The sequence below is a fragment of the Spirosoma aerophilum genome, from assembly GCF_054782495.1.
In genome coordinates this window covers 937,935-953,961 of record NZ_BAAGSJ010000004.1, presented here as the reverse complement: position 1 = coordinate 953,961, position 16,027 = coordinate 937,935, and the positions used below count along the sequence as shown (strand labels likewise).

General features: G+C 49.6%; 15 protein-coding genes. 12 read left to right on the top strand and 3 right to left on the bottom strand.

Annotation, left to right across the window (positions count from 1 at the left end; all coding sequences use genetic code 11):
* Positions 1-195: 195 nt before the first annotated feature.
* The 8 genes from ACYVK4_RS05890 to ACYVK4_RS05855 all read left to right on the top strand — a co-directional run bounded on the left by ACYVK4_RS05890 (position 196) and on the right by ACYVK4_RS05855 (position 9,221).
* A complete protein-coding gene (locus ACYVK4_RS05890; protein WP_461126544.1) occupies positions 196-753 on the top strand; it encodes an RNA polymerase sigma factor in 558 nt (185 codons plus the stop codon).
* A 188-nt stretch (positions 754-941) separates the two neighbouring features.
* Positions 942-1,610, top strand: a complete 669-nt coding sequence (locus ACYVK4_RS05885; protein WP_461126543.1) for a TetR/AcrR family transcriptional regulator — start codon at positions 942-944, stop codon at positions 1,608-1,610.
* A gap of 464 nt (positions 1,611-2,074) precedes the next feature.
* Entirely contained in the window at positions 2,075-3,316 is a 1,242-nt protein-coding gene (locus ACYVK4_RS05880) for a PAS domain-containing sensor histidine kinase (protein ID WP_461126542.1), read from the top strand.
* Between the two features lie 381 nt (positions 3,317-3,697).
* Positions 3,698-4,132: a response regulator gene (locus ACYVK4_RS05875; protein WP_461126541.1), complete on the top strand. Its 435-nt coding sequence runs from the start codon at positions 3,698-3,700 to the stop codon at positions 4,130-4,132.
* 953 nt (positions 4,133-5,085) lie between these two features.
* Positions 5,086-5,667 carry a DedA family protein gene (locus ACYVK4_RS05870; protein ID WP_461126540.1) on the top strand — a complete coding sequence of 194 codons (582 nt, stop codon included), beginning with the start codon at positions 5,086-5,088 and terminating at the stop codon, positions 5,665-5,667.
* A gap of 328 nt (positions 5,668-5,995) precedes the next feature.
* Entirely contained in the window at positions 5,996-6,838 is an 843-nt protein-coding gene (locus ACYVK4_RS05865) for a hypothetical protein (RefSeq protein WP_461126539.1), read from the top strand.
* 101 nt (positions 6,839-6,939) lie between these two features.
* A complete protein-coding gene (locus ACYVK4_RS05860) occupies positions 6,940-8,808 on the top strand; it encodes a sensor histidine kinase (RefSeq protein WP_461126538.1) in 1,869 nt (622 codons plus the stop codon).
* Between the two features lie 248 nt (positions 8,809-9,056).
* Complete coding sequence (locus ACYVK4_RS05855) at positions 9,057-9,221, top strand: hypothetical protein (RefSeq protein ID WP_461126537.1); 165 nt, start codon at positions 9,057-9,059, stop codon at positions 9,219-9,221.
* A 3-nt stretch (positions 9,222-9,224) separates the two neighbouring features.
* Here ACYVK4_RS05855 and ACYVK4_RS05850 read toward each other — a convergent pair whose 3' ends face one another.
* The 3 genes from ACYVK4_RS05850 to ACYVK4_RS05840 all read right to left on the bottom strand — a co-directional run bounded on the left by ACYVK4_RS05850 (position 9,225) and on the right by ACYVK4_RS05840 (position 12,009).
* The gene (locus ACYVK4_RS05850; RefSeq protein WP_461126536.1) at positions 9,225-9,563 is read right to left on the bottom strand and encodes a hypothetical protein; all 339 of its coding nucleotides are present in this window, start codon (positions 9,561-9,563) and stop codon (positions 9,225-9,227) included.
* 964 nt (positions 9,564-10,527) lie between these two features.
* Complete coding sequence (locus tag ACYVK4_RS05845) at positions 10,528-11,418, bottom strand: hypothetical protein (protein WP_461126535.1); 891 nt, start codon at positions 11,416-11,418, stop codon at positions 10,528-10,530.
* Between the two features lie 432 nt (positions 11,419-11,850).
* Positions 11,851-12,009 carry a hypothetical protein gene (locus ACYVK4_RS05840; protein ID WP_461126534.1) on the bottom strand — a complete coding sequence of 53 codons (159 nt, stop codon included), beginning with the start codon at positions 12,007-12,009 and terminating at the stop codon, positions 11,851-11,853.
* On the opposite strand from ACYVK4_RS05840, the gene ACYVK4_RS05835 reads away from it, so the two are divergent.
* The 4 genes from ACYVK4_RS05835 to ACYVK4_RS05820 all read left to right on the top strand — a co-directional run bounded on the left by ACYVK4_RS05835 (position 12,008) and on the right by ACYVK4_RS05820 (position 15,710).
* Positions 12,008-12,910, top strand: a complete 903-nt coding sequence (locus tag ACYVK4_RS05835; RefSeq protein WP_461126533.1) for a helix-turn-helix domain-containing protein — start codon at positions 12,008-12,010, stop codon at positions 12,908-12,910. The genes ACYVK4_RS05840 and ACYVK4_RS05835 overlap by 2 nt on opposite strands.
* A gap of 83 nt (positions 12,911-12,993) precedes the next feature.
* Positions 12,994-13,860 (top strand): oxidoreductase, encoded by an 867-nt coding sequence (locus tag ACYVK4_RS05830; protein ID WP_461126532.1) that lies wholly within the window; start codon positions 12,994-12,996, stop codon positions 13,858-13,860.
* Positions 13,861-14,230: 370 nt separating this feature from the next.
* The gene (locus ACYVK4_RS05825) at positions 14,231-14,689 is read left to right on the top strand and encodes a nuclear transport factor 2 family protein (protein ID WP_461126531.1); all 459 of its coding nucleotides are present in this window, start codon (positions 14,231-14,233) and stop codon (positions 14,687-14,689) included.
* 211 nt (positions 14,690-14,900) lie between these two features.
* On the top strand, positions 14,901-15,710 hold the full coding sequence (locus tag ACYVK4_RS05820; RefSeq protein ID WP_461126530.1) for an SAM-dependent methyltransferase: 810 nt from the start codon (positions 14,901-14,903) through the stop codon (positions 15,708-15,710).
* Positions 15,711-16,027 lie beyond the last annotated feature (317 nt).

Genomic DNA, 16,027 nt, shown 5'->3' with positions numbered 1-16,027 from the left:
AAGGTAGGGCTGCCTGCCGATGTTTACAATGCGTACGACATCTCCCTAAGTTTTCTGATTTGGCTGGTCCAGCAACCAAAAAACGTGTGAATTTGACGCTTCATCGAGTATTGTTCCCAATCTCTAACAAAAGAGAACAGATTTGTATTAACAAGTGCGAAAGGAAAATACTACAAGATAATCCATTTGCTTACAATGATTACCAAAGCCCAACTCAACGACGAAGATTTGATTCAAAAGCACCTGGCTAACAATCCCAATGTTTGCTTTGAAACGCTTTACAACCGCTATGTCAGCAAGGTCTACCGGCGCTGTCTATCGCTGACCAAAGACAATGAGAAAGCGCAGGACTTCACGCAAGACATATTCATGCGCACCTTTGAACGACTGGACCGTTTCGAGGCTAAATCCAGCTTTTCTACCTGGCTCTACTCGATTTCCTTTAATTACTGTATGGATCAGATCAAAAAGGCCAACCGCCTGTCGATGACCAGCCTGGAAGACCATCATGCTGATCAGCTCGCCGATCAGCATGATCTGGACGCCTGGGAAGAGCAGGCTCAGTTGCTTAACCAAACCCTGCAAGGGTTGTCGCCTAAAGACGCCAGCATCCTTCAGATGAAGTACCAGCAGGGGTTGAATATTCACCAAATCAGTCAACAGTTGAACCTCAATCAGAGCGCCGTGAAAATGCGCCTGAAGCGATCCCGTGAGAAAGCCCGCCAGTACTATCAGGCTCGGTTAGATCATTAATACTCTGCTTTTGAAGGCTTGCCTGGCTGGGCTCAACAAAGCGGAACACAAAGCGTATTCATCCAGCTAGTTAAACGGCCTCCTGTCGGCTAAATGCCGATTAAGTACTACTATCAGGCTGAACCAGTACGCTTTTAGGTCCGGCCCTCTTTACTCAACGACAACTATCAATTCGTCTAAAACCAATTTTGGAAAAGCCCACACGCAACCGAACCGCTACGACTGACCGCATTCTCAAGGCCTTTGAAGAGCTTCTAGCTGAACAGGGCATGGATGGGGTCAGCATCACCCGGGTCACGGAAAAAGCCCAGGTCAGTAAAGTGTTGATCTACCGCTATTTCGGTGGCCTGGAAGGGCTGGTTAGCCAGTATATACAATCCGGCCGGGTGTTGCCCCGGTATACCCCCCAAATGCTGGAGAAGATAAGCCCCATCCAGCAACAGGGTTTGGCCGCTTTCTGGTCGACGAATGCCTTACAGCCGTTCCGGCAAATGCGGACTTCGGCCTCGGCCCGTCAACTACTGAAAGCCGCTGTCCAGCCACATGTCCCGCTTGGTGACACGGTCAATCAAAGCCTGGATCAGGAGTTTACCCAGTTGGTCCACCAGCTTTCGCTCGTCAGAGGAGGAGATACAGAAGCGCTGTCAGCCGTGGTGCTGGGCGGTTTGTCCTATCTAACCATACAGGCTCAACTGGACCGTTCGGTGATGGGCATGGATTTGCGAAGCGAGGAGAACTGGCAACGGGTTGAACAGGCGGTTAGCTTGATTTATCAATCGCTGGCCAGGTTAGCTTTAGATTCAAATACCATCCAATTGGAATTGAAGCAGCCGAACAGCCGCTTCAACGTGGAATAAGCTGTCGGGATGGCTTACTGGCAGCGCTTGTCTCGCCCCCAACACGTGTACAGCCCGACCCCATCGATTAGGCTTACTTTGATGAGCGGCTGCCAGAAAGCTATGTCGTCTCCTGTAGAAGCCTTATTGGAGACGCTGGTTTTTAATAACGGTCAACCACTATCCGTCGCAGGCTCATTTTTTCTTCACCCCGTTCTCAATAATGCACGAATACATGTAGTTTAGCAATTCGATAGAGAAAAGCTACTGATCATCTGGCCAGCTTACTATTGCGGCCAGGTGGCAATCATTTAGCCCCTCTTTACAATCAGGATAAGAATACCTTAGCTTGACTTGGTCCGCCGACACGATTACTGTCCACCGCTAAAGAGTCAATTAAGGTAATCTGAATATTTTATTCGCTTATTCTGAAGGGGCGGCTACTCTCAACCGCATGACGCGTAATTATTCTCTTTGGTGTGAGTATGAGTCAACATCCTCCCTATTATGAACAGGAATTAGCGACTCGGGTGGAGCGGCTGGAGTCGGCTTTGCGAGCGGCCAATGTGGGTACCTGGGATTATAATTTGATGACGGGGGAAGCTTATTGGTCCAGCCTCTGTAAGCAACTCTTTGGCTTATCCCCCGATGCTGAAGTAACACCGGCTGTCCTGCTCGCTCAAGTACACCCCGATGACCGGCAGTGGGTTGCTCAGGCCAACCAGCGCAGCCTCGACCCGGCCTGCTCCCATGAACACAACATTATCTTTCGAACGATGACCACCGAGAGCCGGACGCGCTGGGTTCAGGCTAAAGGTGAGACCCTTCGCCATGAGCAGGGACACATCCTGCGCTTCAGCGGTATCGTCATCGACGTAACGGCCCAGATAGAAGCCCGCCAGCAACTGGAAGAAAGCCATGAACGCTATCGAACCCTGGCCAACGAACTGGAAGACCGGGTTCATCAGCGTACCCAGTCCTTGCAGGAGGCTAACCAGGATTTAGTACGGTCAAATCAGAATCTGGAGCAGTTCGCCTTTGTCGCCAGCCATGATTTGCAGGAACCCTTGCGCAAAATTCAGTCGTTCAGTGCCATTCTGCAGGAAAAATATGGCGACCAGTTGGGCCAGGAGGGAACCGCTTACCTGAGTCGACTGACCAAGGCCGGGGCGCGTATGTCAACCCTAATCCGGGACCTGCTCGCCTTTTCCCGCATTGCTACTCAGCAAGCCGTCCTCAACGATGTATCGGTGCAGCGGATAGTGCACCAAGCCTTAGACAATCTGTCCATTGCTGTTGAGGAAAGCCAGGCGCAGATCACTCTGGGCGACCTGCCCGTTGTTCGGGGGGATGGGATGCAGCTGAGCCAACTGTTTCAAAACCTGTTGAGCAACGCACTCAAGTTCCGACGCCCGGGTATCGTTCCACAAATCCGGGTGATCGCTCATCAGATTGTCAGACGGGATCTTCCCGCCGATGTTCATCCTACGCGGCTCACCACCGCCTACTGGCGCATCACGGTGAGCGATAATGGAATAGGTTTTGAAGAAAAGTACAAGGACCGAATCTTCCAGGTCTTCCAGCGGCTGCATGGCAAGGATGAGTTTTCAGGTACGGGCATTGGGTTGGCCATCTGTCAGAAAGTAGTGATCAATCATGGTGGGGCGATGACGGCGGATAGTCAGCCAGGGCAGGGAGCCTCGTTCAACATCTATTTGCCCGTGTAAACCTGATCAGTTCTATGAGCCAATCTGCTCATTCGGGGAGTGCCATTTTCGGGAACCCTACACCAAGCGACAGGGAGTCGGCAGAAAGCCGTGTTAAAATGAAGCGTATGCCATCAATGAGAGTCCAATTTCTGGTGAAGTCCAGTTATTGGCATCCGCCTAGACCGGCCCATTAGGTAATCTATTGATGGGTATTATGGGTAATCCTGTAGAGAAATGGTTGATATGTAACGTACTGGTATTCTTGCTCATCCTGACCAGGGGGGATAACGGAAGCCTTTCTGCTTAATTCAGATTAGATCCAGTATTTACGTCAAAATAAAATGACTCTATGGATAGTTTATCGTCTTAATAGAGTTCACCGACCGAATAACTTGTATAATGAAATCATTAACGTCCGAATGTGTCTTTTTAGTTGATGACGACGAAGACGATCGCTTCCTGGTTCAAGCTGCCTTCGAGCAAAATAGCCCGGAGTGCAGGGTTAAACCAATTCCCAATGGTGTTGAACTCCTGCAAGCCCTAAAAACGAGTGTTGACTTTCCCCGCCTGATCCTGCTGGACCTGAATATGCCCCTGATGGGTGGTTTGGAGGTCCTTCAGAAGATGCGACAGGAGTCCGGTTACGATACCATACCCGTTGTGATCCTGACAACCTCCAATCAGTCAGCGGATCGGCAGGCGGCTATTGCGTTAAAAGCCGATGGTTTTATTACAAAACCATCCACGCTGGACGGCTTAAATCAAGTGGTGCTCGGGTTGCGTCAGGCATGGCTGTCTGGCAAGTGCGTGATTGAACAGCCCCGTGAAAATTAACATGGCTTTGCCTTGTTTTTTCCCCAGGTTAGGGAGAGTCGTAAAATAACTTGTGGTTCATACTGATTAACCCGATGGCACTTACCGGCGTGCTCAAGGGCCATCGGGTTTGCCGGTTCACTCAGTCAGCTATTCCCTCTTCACTCACCCATCGTTCCTGGATGAAGGCGATTGAATTCGTTAGCTCCCCAGGCGTTTCCACTTTGGCAATAAATGCCCGACTGCCTAACGGGTAACTTCTGGCCCGATCCGCATCAGTTTGGATGTTAGTCAAACCGATGACCGGTATCGATCGCCAGCGCGCATCCAGCTCATTCTACATCAACCGGCTGACACGCACCGTCTGATCGTCGGGATTACATAGTTCTTCGAAAGGTCTTGCCAACAGGGATTCCGCCAACTCATCGAATACCTTAAAATAGTTGTTCACAAACCGATCGCTTGTAATGCGCTAGCAAAGAGGCTAGCTCCTGCGGACTTATCGGCTCGGCTTAAATGTAGGCTGTTGATTACATCCCTTCAGATGCTGAACTTTGTAATTTTGATGAACAACAGATCTACTGTAAGTTTATGTTGAGCATAACCCTACATTAAGAAAGCTTTTTTGGTTGTAAAAAGGCTTTTAAGCAAACGCTTACTAATACCAATACGCTTGGCTATGTCTGCTGAAACAACCCCTTGTACCAGACAATAGCCACCAGGTCCCTGTCTAGCCTACACTACGGATTGCGGGCAACAGTTATTAAAATGAACTGTTCAATTATAGGCGCACATATTTGTTCATTTCTTCGTCTCAAAAAGAAATAGTTTTAGGGATGACAATTCGAATCGATCGCCTGTGTTTATCCTATCTTTTACCCGCATAAATAAGCTTCCGTCAGCCTCGGCATGCCGAGTAATAACCAATTGACCTTGAATGAGTTTTACCTGAACTCAACGTTATCTAATGGATCATGGACTTTCAGGAACTCATGCTCACCTACGGCTATCCTATGCTGTTTCTCGGCGTTCTGCTGGAGAGTGAAGCCTTTTTATTGATCGGGGTTTATTTAGCTCATCAAGGATATTTTTCGCTACCAGCTGTGATTGCTCTGGCTGCGTTTTCTTCGTTCTGCATCACCCAGCTTTGCTTTAAGCTGGGCCATCGCTTTGGCTCAACCTTTATCAGTTCCCGACCTCGGTGGCAACTCCGTTACCAGCGAATTAAGGGCTTGATCGATCGCTATGGTACGGGGCTGGTAATCGGTTTTCGGGCATTGTATGGCCTACGGGGGGCTGTTCCGGCTGCTTTGGGTTTGGCGGGCTATTCGTCAACTCGGTTTACGCTCTACAATGCCCTAGGGGCTTCAGTATGGGCCGTGAGTGTGGCTCTGTTGGGTAACAACCTGGTCAATGGAATCAAACAACTCTATGATACCCATCATCCTTCCGAAACGACCGTCTTACTTATGCTGGCAGGCTCCGGCATCTTATGGCTTGTTTACCGACTGGTGAAACGATCCCGCTTGAGAAAAAGTCAATTGATAAAGCTGTAATTGACTGTCAATCTAGTCCACTTAAGTAGCGTATTAGCGAGATGCCATGCTCTTAACTATTGGTTAAATGGTCTGCTGCTGCGGCTCACTTAGTTACGTACGCCTGGTATTTTTTCTTCGCTTTTTTAACCTGATAGTTCATAGATAAATTAACTGAGCACCAGCAGAACAGGCAATGCCTGATCCTGTCAATCGCACATACTACTTGTCCACTATTTTAAGTAGGTATTTTATGAATTCTTTGAAAAAATGACTTACCTTAACACGAATTAAAAAGGCTCAATGGAGTAGCTCTGTGCGTAAAAATGGGATTGGCTTTCTAATTCAAATGCTTCTGATAACCGGATTGAGCTGCTCTTCCGACACCAATCAACGTCAGGCGACAGCACCGGGTAATCACTTGAAGGGGTCGCCCAAGCAATCAACTTCTGGGCTTTGCCGCCAAATTATCTGGCAAGAGGCCAATGCCAATCGCTACATGTACCTCTTCGACTCGCTTCAGCGTCTCATTACATGTACTGCTCAGGAGGAGGGCGCCGGTTATAAGCCATTTACCCTCGTCCAGCAATTAACCTATAACAAACAGGGATGGCTGGAATGGGTACATGGACAGGAAGATTCCAGCCATTATATCTACCAAAAGGGTCGCCTGGCCTCAATTGACTTTTTTCAGGAGGGACGCCACGTCTATCGTTATCAGCTCCATACAAACGCTCAGGGTCATCTGGTCGAACTGCGCGGCATACCCATAAACAACAGTGGATTGCAGGGCTATTCGACACGCTACCAGCTCGACGGACGGGGGCGGTATGTACAACTTGAGGTGTTTAATGATAAAGGCCAATTGTACTATCGAGTTATCCAGCGCGATTTCGTGGCTATTGATGATCATCTGGCCAGAGCTATGCGGATTCATGGAATTCCCTATGACCTTAACCGCAACCCCTGGCCTGGCTGGGGTAAACAGTTTCCCGTAGATGAACATTTGGCCGGCCGAATTGAGACATATCGCTATGCCGCCCCTCAAACACCAACCCGTCTGATCAAACGGGCGGATGTGTCGGTAGCGTTTCTGCGTAATCGGCGAGGCTACATAACCCGCCACATCAGCACCGATGCATTCACTTCGATGCTGGATACCATTCGCATTACCCACTTAAATTGTCCCTGATCAATGGCCACGATCGTCAAAAGTCTTTTTACGGAAGTTGAAGGCACAATTTTAAGTGGCTTCTCCAAACTCTATACCTTACGACACTTTGCCCTTCGCTGATGGCTACACGCGCCAGACTATTCATTTGGTTAATTATAATGGGTGTTGTTTGCCAGGCCCAAACGCCGAAAGTGGGCGCTGATGTGATCCGCTTCCGTCAACGCATGGCATCGATGCCAACGGTGCAGCGCCTAAAGCCGCTGTTTGACTACAGTCGAGATTTGATCAACCAGTCTCGTTTTAAAGAAGCCCGGCCACTGGTTCATGAAGGCCTGACAATAGCCCGTCAAGCCCGTATTCCCGAGTGGATCGCTCGATTCTACGCTCGGTTTGGTTTTCTGGAATCCAATCTGGGCAATCATATTGGGGCTATTGACCATTACTTACAGGCATTGACAATCGCTCAGTCAGTCTACGCTTACGACCAGCAGCAATTACTCAGCTTCAACCTGTATGCCGAATATGAGGCATTGGGCGATACGGCAAAAAGCAGGCAATATCAGAAGCTGGCTAATTCGTCAGTGCATGAGCCTAATCAACCCGTTCTTGCCTTGGGAAATTACATGTATAAGTCCAGTCAGGCTCAACTAAAAGGTCAAATCGATTCGGTAGCGTTTTTCGAGCGCCAGGCGCTAACCATGTTGTGGGCCAGTCGGCAGTGGAATAATTTCTATTCGATGTTGGACGGGTATGGGGTTACATTAGCCAAGTCGGGCCATTTTCGGGAGGCTGAACAAACCTTTCTCCGATGTCTGGCCTATGCCCAGCGCCAGAGCGATTATCGGCGAATGAAGTATGAGTACTTACATCTGCCAGAACCCCTGCTTCACTTGGGCCGGCTAAGCGAAGCACAACGCTATGCTTATTTAGCTCTCCGGTCTATTGAAGGTGATCCTGAACGAAGGGATGAACACCGAATGCAAGTGTATGAAGTCTTGACGAAAATTGCGGAGGCTCGGGGTCAGTATCAACAGGCACTGGCCTACGAACGGCTTCGCAGCCACTATGCGGACCAGGTGCAAAACACCGACAAAATTCGTCAGGTAGCCGGAGTGGAATCCCGCTTCCTCATCGCTCAGAAACAAGCGCACATCGACTGGCTGAACCGGGACAACCGGCGGCAGTTGATTTTGATCATCTGGCAGGCCGGTGGGCTGGTCGCGTTGTTGGCACTTTTGGTTATTGCCGGGTGGCAATATCGCTTGATTCGGCGGGTCAACGCCCAGTTACAGACCACGAACCAGCTTGTCTCGAAAAATAACCAGCAGATTAGTGAACAGGCTGAACGGCAAACGGTGCTGATGCACGAATTACAACACCGGGTGAAGAACAACCTAGCCATCATTTCCAGCCTGTTGCGTATGCAGTCGCGGCAATTGGATGACTCCAGGGCGGTGCAGGCCGTTCAGGAGAGCCAACGGCGGGTGGATGCTATCTCGTTAATTCATCAGCAGCTTTACCAAAGCGATAATCCGGCCGAAGTGTCTATCAAAGCGTATGTGACAGAGTTGACCGAAGGCCTGCTGGTGGGCTATGGATTTGACCCGGCTACGTTTGATTGCGAGATTGATGTTGCCGATTTACAACTGAATGTTGAAGTGGCAGTGCCGCTGGGGCTGATTCTAAATGAAGTGCTCACGAATGCCTTTAAATATGCCTTTCTGACGCCGACATGGGGAGGTAGCCAACAAGGAACTCGGCAGCACCACCCAACACTGCTAGTTCGATTACAACCAGGGCCAACCGGCGAACTGTTGCTGGAAGTACAGGATAATGGCCCTGGTCTCTTAAGTCAGGTTGCCCCTGGACGACGGGCCTCCTTTGGACATCGGCTTATTAGGGAGCTAACGGCGCAGTTAGATGGAGAGATGAGCCTGACCAATCGCCATGGTACGTATTTTCGGCTTTGGATTCCGGCTATAAATTGACGTTGCTGACCACTGCGTCATTCGTAGTCAACTCAGATCTAGTTTAATCTAAGTGTATGTGACATGTTGGACTACTATCCAGGAATACAACGATTCGGGTAACTAACCGTTTGTTTACAAGCCGTATACTCTTTCGTAGAGGTGATAGTAGCTCACGGTAGTTTATACTTGTCGAGTAAATGAACGACTGTTAATGCTTACGCTCAGCAAAGGACCTGCTGTTTTCTAATTTAATTACTCTACTAGCTATGGACATGCTTGAAGTGCTCGCCAAATGGCTTTTTTTGCTCTTTGATGGAATCGGCGTCAACGTTATTCTTAAGAAGATTGCTAAAGCATTCGCCAAAAAGAGTGAAGATAGCCCTAATTCAAATAGCAATTCGCTGATCAGCACAAAGCTACCACAGGTATGATTTCTAGTTTAAAGCAAGCGTAAGACAAGTAAAAATCCGCTCGTCAAAGGCTAAGACCGTACCGATTGTATAGGCATCTCCGACACCGGTGTCAGGCCATCGTCGGGCCACCCCTAAGGCTTGCTCACTAACGCCATCACTGTTTAAAACGATGTTATTATCCAATCGCTTCCGAGGCCGATTGTACTCGGCCCGGCTAATGGGCATGGCCAGGCCGCGTTGGATGAGTAGCCCGTGTTGTAGTTCAATGAAAACAGCTGTGTTAATGGTTTCCCGAAACTGCTCAAGTGCCGTTTGATAGGCTTTCAGGAAGGGTGACTTAGTGAGGAAAACACGGTTCAACAGACCTGTATCACACAGTAAGGCTGGTTTCGTAACCGTAATCAGGGAATGGGCGTGGGATCAGGGTGTTTGTGTTTGCCCAGCTCACCAGCAATGGCTAACCCAGGGTCATCGGTTGCCAGTTGCCCGGATGGAATGATCCCTTCAATGACCTGGACCCGATGCGTTTAGGAGCTTTACCTTGAGGGGCTTCCTGGCTCTTAATTTCGTGTTTGTCGTTGCCATAGCTTGATCGATGGGAAAAAATTAAAAAAAGTTGGGGCGAATACAGCTCAATTGTTTACGTATTACAACCCGTTGATAATGGCTGAGCTGCATAGACGTTAACCATTACGGAAAGATATAGCTTGCACTTTAGGAGTAGCGGTCAAATCCGTTCAATTAATTGCTTCGCCGAATGAACGCGTGTCCTTACCTGGAGCGGTTTATAACGAAGTAAGACAGATTCAGTTGATGCTATCCGATTTGCCGAGTATGCATACCGTTTCCGGGATAAACTTCATCTTTGGTAGCCACCCCGCCCCGTTTTGCAAAAATTAGCGACTTTAAGTGTGCTTCGCCAGCGGCTACTTCTAGTGCATCAGCAAAGGCAACCGCCAATCAGAGAACAACAACGCTTTATTGAACCGAACCTTCAGCGACAGCTCATCAGGAGTTGTCAAGCCCCGCTGAACGCAATAAAGGTTGATCTGAAGAATGTTGACAAGCAGATCCAATCGCTTATTCTGGCCGATGAGTTAAAGACTCACTCACCCGCCGACCGGGCTCTCACCCTAGCGTAAGGCCGGTACTAACGGGGGCCTCCTTCGGCCCAGAATTAGCTTACAGGCCGCCAATTAAAGCATGTGTGCTCATCTGACTACCGCTATCGGGAAGAAGGATGGCCATCGTAAGGCAACGACCAAGATGGTCAGCGGGGGAAAACGGTCATCGTCACCCCATATTGCCCACCCGCCGGAAGCAGTTAGTACGCTTCGTACTCGTAGTGTAAGATCTCCGTTATGCCCGCAGGGGTGGTCGTTGTTCGACGGATGGGCAAATTAGTCCCATTGTAACTATAACTGTAAGTTGTGGTTGCGCTCGCCATCTCAGCCGACACAACGTTATTCTGGCTCAAGTTAAACACGTTATCAATACCCCCGTAAAAGGTATAGAAGGGCCCAAACGCCGGGGACGAACTGGCAAAGGGGAGAAAGACCCCCGGTGCTGGAATCAAAAAAGCGCCGTAGAATGGATTTGTTTTGTCATCGAAGGCATAGGTTGTGCTGGTTGATCGACTATAAACAGCCGGAGCCGTGGGCGAACCGCCGGACCGAAATACCGAAAGGGTCTCCGAGGCATTCGTGAGATTAGGACCCGTGAAGGTAAGCGAGCCCCCGCCCGTAGATTGAAGTCCACTGACCCCGATCCCTTTACCAAAGCCGGTCAGTAGATTGGCTGCGTTGTATTGCAGGGATACCCGGAAGGTAGAAGGCAAATTGACCAACTGTGCCAACTGACCCGCCTGATTGTAGGTAAAGGTATACGTTTCAGTCAATGATCCCCGTCGGACCATCGCGTGTTGAACTTGACTAAGGCGTCCCTGCGCGTCGTATTCATAGCGCGTTTGTTCCACCGGAGCCACGCTACTATCGGGTAGCTGGTAAGCGACAAGGGAACGAAGCCGATTTTGTTCATCATACGAAAAGGCACTGACTGTGCTCAGACTGAGCTGGCTGGTCACGACCTGGGTCAGCGCTTTGACGCGTAATCGAGCGGTGCCGGGCGTGACGACAGGGAATAAGTGATCGGCGCAACCCAGCAAAGCGCTCAGCAGCAGGATAACGATGAATCTGATGGGTAAACGATTAAGCATGATGGGAGTGAATAAGGATGACGACAGCTAATGAGGAATAAAATTCGGCCGAAAGCGTTAACGAAGCTATTATAGTGCAATGATACGGACCATGAATCGGCCCGGTAGCCGCCCAGGGGATGAGGTGATTGGCTTGACAAAGGAACAACTTTTTCTTTCTCTCTCTATGACACTTTATCAAAAGGCATTTTGGCCTCCGGGATAAGGACCTCGGTTGGACAACGAAGGGCCCGGCGGCCGATTCCTTGTCACCCACCGTATGCCTACAGACGAAGCACAATGTGGAGCGCGTTAGCCGACAATCAATCTTTACACAACTGGCTCAGTCATCAGCCAGGAACGATTCGGACTGATGGGCGCATCCCAGCAATGACTGGTAGTCAGTTGACTCAATTTCACGCGCCCGTGCTATCCAACTTCCTACCCATCCGATTATACCTGGCTGATGCGGATCTGCACAAACTGCCAGACTGAACGGGCAAAGGTGTTGTGGCTGTCGTCATTCAGTATTTTACTAGCTAGGGCGCGGTGGCCAATTGTCAGGTCGTTCAACGAATGATTTTTTGATTGGATTGTGTAAGTTTGTTCCATGGGGCCAACTGAAACGATAGCGGACTTTTATCGAATAAAATTTAACCAACAACCGGTTGGTCTGTCTAATGAAGCCACGCATATCAACGTATTCCGGCTAGAAGACTGCATCGGCCAGGGGGCCCTTCCCATTCAGTATAGCCGCCGTGATTACTACAAAGTTTCCCTCATCCGGGGGGACAACCTCTATCATTACGCCGACAAAAGTATCCGGGTCAAGGGGACGACCCTGCTGTTTTTTAATCCGCAGGTGCCTTATAACTGGGAGCCTCTTTCCGACAATCAAACCGGGTTCTTCTGTATTTTTCGAGATGCCTTCATGGCCGAACGCATGCGCGGGAACCTGCAGGAGTTACCCATGTTCCGGGTTGGAGGAATGCCTGCTTATCCGCTTGAGGAAGCCCAGGATGAGCTAATCAGTGGGCTTTTTGAGAAAATGTTAGCCGAGGTTCATACCGATTACATTTACAAATATGATCTGATTCATAGCTACCTCTCCCAACTGATTCATACGGCCCTGAAGTTTCAACCCTCCAACAGTCTCTATCAGCATCCGAATGCCAAGTCCCGCACTACGGCGGCCTTTATCGAATTGCTCGAACGCCAGTTTCCCATTGAGTTGCCGGGTCAGCGCTTCAGGCTAAGGTCCGCCCGGGATTTTGCCCGACAGTTATCGGTTCATGTCAACCACTTGAACCGCTCCATTCGGGACACGACCGGCCGAACCACGACGGCTCACATCGCCGAGCGGCTCATTAGCGAAGCCTCCGCCTTGCTGAAACATACCGATTGGAACATCGCCGAAATTAGCTACTGCTTGGGCTTTGACGAACCAGCCCATTTTACGTCCTTCTTCAAAAAGCATACCCGGCTGACCCCCTCTTCCTATCGTACTGTTTGAATTTAGTAAGTATTGGTTTGAATGGCGAAAGCCGTGACACCCCCTGGTAACCGACCTTTGCTGCCAATCAACACGAAAGCGACATGGAAAACAAAAAAGTATGGTTTATCACGGGGGCCTCCAAAGGATTCGGTCTTGGCCTGGTCAATCAATTGTTACAGGCTGGTCATGCGGTGGCCGCCACCTCCCGCTCAATTGACGGATTGCGCCAGGGCGTCGGTCGTCAATCGGCTGATTTTCTACCCCTGTCGGCGGATTTAGGAAATGAGATCAGCGTTAGCGAGGCCATCCATGCCACGGTCAGGCAGTTTGGCCGTATTGATGTGGTGGTCAACAACGCGGGCTACGGCCAGTTAGGAAGTCTGGAAGAGTTGACCGATGAGGAAGCCCGGGCCAATTTCGAGACTAATGTGTTCGGGACGCTGAATGTCATTCGACAGGTCATGCCTTACTTGCGGAAACAAGCGTCAGGTCATGTGATCAATATTTCCTCGATTGCGGGCATCACGGGGAGTTTTCCCGGCTGGGGTATTTATTGCGCCACCAAATTTGCAGTCGAGGGTTTATCGGAATCACTGGCCGCCGAGGTGGCCCCCTTTGGGGTGAAGGTAACGATTGTTGAGCCGGGTTATTTTCGAACCGATTTCTTGTCGTCTGGTTCGATGCGGGTCGCTCAGGGTCCGTTGGCTGAATACGCTTTAGTGCGGGAGTCCGAAGCCCTGCATCGGGAACACATCAGAGGTAATCAACCCGGTGATCCCGAAAAAGCGGTGGCGGCAATTATTCAAGTGGCTAACGTAGCTAACCCGCCCCTACACTTACTGCTGGGTCAGGATGCTTATGATCTGACGGTTGGCAAGATACAGGCTCTACAAGATGATCTGGAAAACTGGAAAGCCGTTACGATAGGAACCGGTTTTACGACGGTTGACACTTTGGCAACGGTGTAAGGACGGACGGGTTTGCGAATCAGTATGATGTGTTCAATTCAATACATCATACTGATTAATAGGTAGTCAATCCGTATACTAGTGAGCCCCGGCGGACCGTTTGCCATGATTTCTAGAACACCCCGTTATCTCAGTCACTACACGGACGCCCCTTGGTTTTAAATAGGGGCCTTTATAGAGACATTTGTTTTTGATATCTGACAACAACTGTTGGTAGCATGCGGATAATAAAACAGATCTTTTAACAATTGGCCAACCGGTAAATAATTGATAATTAGTATAGTACATTGGCCCTCTTATCTTTAGCCAAAATCAATAGAAGACATTTACCCAAGGACATCCATTCACTGCCTTGTTGGCAAGAATCACCATGAAAAAGAATTCGCTATCGGCTTTGGTTGTGCTGTTCTCGGTCGTATTGACCGCTCACTCAACGGTTGCTCAACAAACCAGGGAAGCCGAAATCAGACGGCTTGAAAATACAGAACGGGAAGCGGTCTTGAAGAGTGATTCCGCTACGCTTTACAACAAGCTTTGGTCGCCTGATATGGTCATTCATACGCCAGCGAACCGGGTCGGAACGGTCGAAGGGACCAAAATGCAATTACGCACCCGTAAACTCAACTACCTTTCCTTCGAGCGGGCGATTGAAAAAATAACCTTCAACGATAATTTAGCGATCGTGATGGGGGAGGAGACGATCAAACCCCAGGGACAGCAGGATAATGCCGGTAAATTAGTGACCAGACGATTTACTAATGTATGGAAATATGAACACAATAGTTGGAGTATTATTGCCCGGCAGGCGACGATTATTCGGATAGAATAGTCATGGCTGGAGGCAAGGCACCAATCGGATACATGGACTGATTTCGAACATGCGGAGCGGATAGATGTCCTGGAAGCTGTTTGGCATTTGGAGTTGGGTAGTAGTCAGAATCTTCGCTAACCAATTAAAAAACAAAGCGTTCGATCAATTACAGTTCTTGACACAACTTGTGTTCGTCATCAAATAAAAATCATTGGGGAGGCAGATGTCTATGGAAGATTTGTTCGCTACAACTCAGTTTCCCCGCTCCTCCAGCTACCATCCCGAGTGGATCAAGGCAGGCGTCAGTGGGGGGGCCAATCCCTTGTGGCTCACGGAATGGTTAGCCCAGGCACTGGACTTGCGTCCGGGAATGCGGATTTTAGATTTAGGCTGTGGACGAGCGATGTCCTCCATTTTTCTACACCGGGAATTTGGCGTGCAGGTATGGGCCGTGGACTTACTGTGTTCGGTTTCAGAAAACCTGCAGCGGATTCGCCACGCCGGTTTCCAGGAAGGCGTCTTTCCCCTTCGGGCCGATGCTCGGGCCCTGCCGTTTGGCGCTGATTTCTTCGATGCCGTTGTGAGCGTTGATTCCTTCGTTTACTATGGCACCGATGACTTATTTCTCCACGACTTAGTTCGGTTCATCAAGCCCGGTGGCCAACTAGGGATTGTCGGAGCTGGCCTGATGCAGGAGATTGAAACCCGGGTTCCAGACCATCTGAACGAATGGTGGACGCCGGATCTATGGTGTTTACACTCCGCTCCCTGGTGGAAACGGCATTGGGAACGGACTGGTCTGGTGGACGTAGAAGTGGCAGATTCGCTGACTGATGGCTGGCGGTTATGGCATCGATGGCACTCCGCTATTGCCCCGGACAACCAAGTTGAGCTGGCCGCCCTGGAAGCGGATGCTGGTCGGTATTTGGGGTATACTCGCCTGGTAGGTCGTAAACGGTCTGGTCTTATTTTACCGGAACCTAGTCCATCCGTTTCTCTTCACTACTTCCCCGCCCCCCTGTTACGCAACTCCGAATAACAACCCTGTTTTCCAAACAACAACACGCCCGAGTGCGTACATCACGACTTCATTGAACCGAAGATGACTATCCTTACCCTGAAGCTAAATTAATCACGTCTCCCATAAACACGCCCACCCAAAACGAAAGCACATTCATTTACTTACGTTTAATGACGCTCATTCAGGGAGCAGATACAGACAAGCACTTTGGTCTCAGGCAGGATCCATTTACGGAAAAATCAATACATGAGTATTTACCCTTCAGTCGTGTACGTTCAACACCACACCTATACTTGTGAAACAGGGCTAAATTTTGATGTACCATTTATGTGGGC

What these genes read in the sequence shown, in the direction of transcription:
- ACYVK4_RS05840 (WP_461126534.1), bottom strand. Translation starts at nt 12,009, where the DNA reads ATGGAACAAACTTACACAATCCAATCAAAAAATCATTCGTTGAACGAC.
- ACYVK4_RS05870 (WP_461126540.1), top strand. Translation starts at nt 5,086, where the DNA reads ATGGACTTTCAGGAACTCATGCTCACCTACGGCTATCCTATGCTGTTT.
- ACYVK4_RS05875 (WP_461126541.1), top strand. Translation starts at nt 3,698, where the DNA reads ATGAAATCATTAACGTCCGAATGTGTCTTTTTAGTTGATGACGACGAA.
- ACYVK4_RS05890 (WP_461126544.1), top strand. Translation starts at nt 196, where the DNA reads ATGATTACCAAAGCCCAACTCAACGACGAAGATTTGATTCAAAAGCAC.
- ACYVK4_RS05825 (WP_461126531.1), top strand. Translation starts at nt 14,231, where the DNA reads ATGAAAAAGAATTCGCTATCGGCTTTGGTTGTGCTGTTCTCGGTCGTA.
- ACYVK4_RS05830 (WP_461126532.1), top strand. Translation starts at nt 12,994, where the DNA reads ATGGAAAACAAAAAAGTATGGTTTATCACGGGGGCCTCCAAAGGATTC.
- ACYVK4_RS05855 (WP_461126537.1), top strand. Translation starts at nt 9,057, where the DNA reads ATGGACATGCTTGAAGTGCTCGCCAAATGGCTTTTTTTGCTCTTTGAT.
- ACYVK4_RS05860 (WP_461126538.1), top strand. Translation starts at nt 6,940, where the DNA reads ATGGCTACACGCGCCAGACTATTCATTTGGTTAATTATAATGGGTGTT.
- ACYVK4_RS05835 (WP_461126533.1), top strand. Translation starts at nt 12,008, where the DNA reads ATGGGGCCAACTGAAACGATAGCGGACTTTTATCGAATAAAATTTAAC.
- ACYVK4_RS05880 (WP_461126542.1), top strand. Translation starts at nt 2,075, where the DNA reads ATGAGTCAACATCCTCCCTATTATGAACAGGAATTAGCGACTCGGGTG.
- ACYVK4_RS05865 (WP_461126539.1), top strand. Translation starts at nt 5,996, where the DNA reads ATGCTTCTGATAACCGGATTGAGCTGCTCTTCCGACACCAATCAACGT.
- ACYVK4_RS05820 (WP_461126530.1), top strand. Translation starts at nt 14,901, where the DNA reads ATGGAAGATTTGTTCGCTACAACTCAGTTTCCCCGCTCCTCCAGCTAC.
- ACYVK4_RS05845 (WP_461126535.1), bottom strand. Translation starts at nt 11,418, where the DNA reads ATGCTTAATCGTTTACCCATCAGATTCATCGTTATCCTGCTGCTGAGC.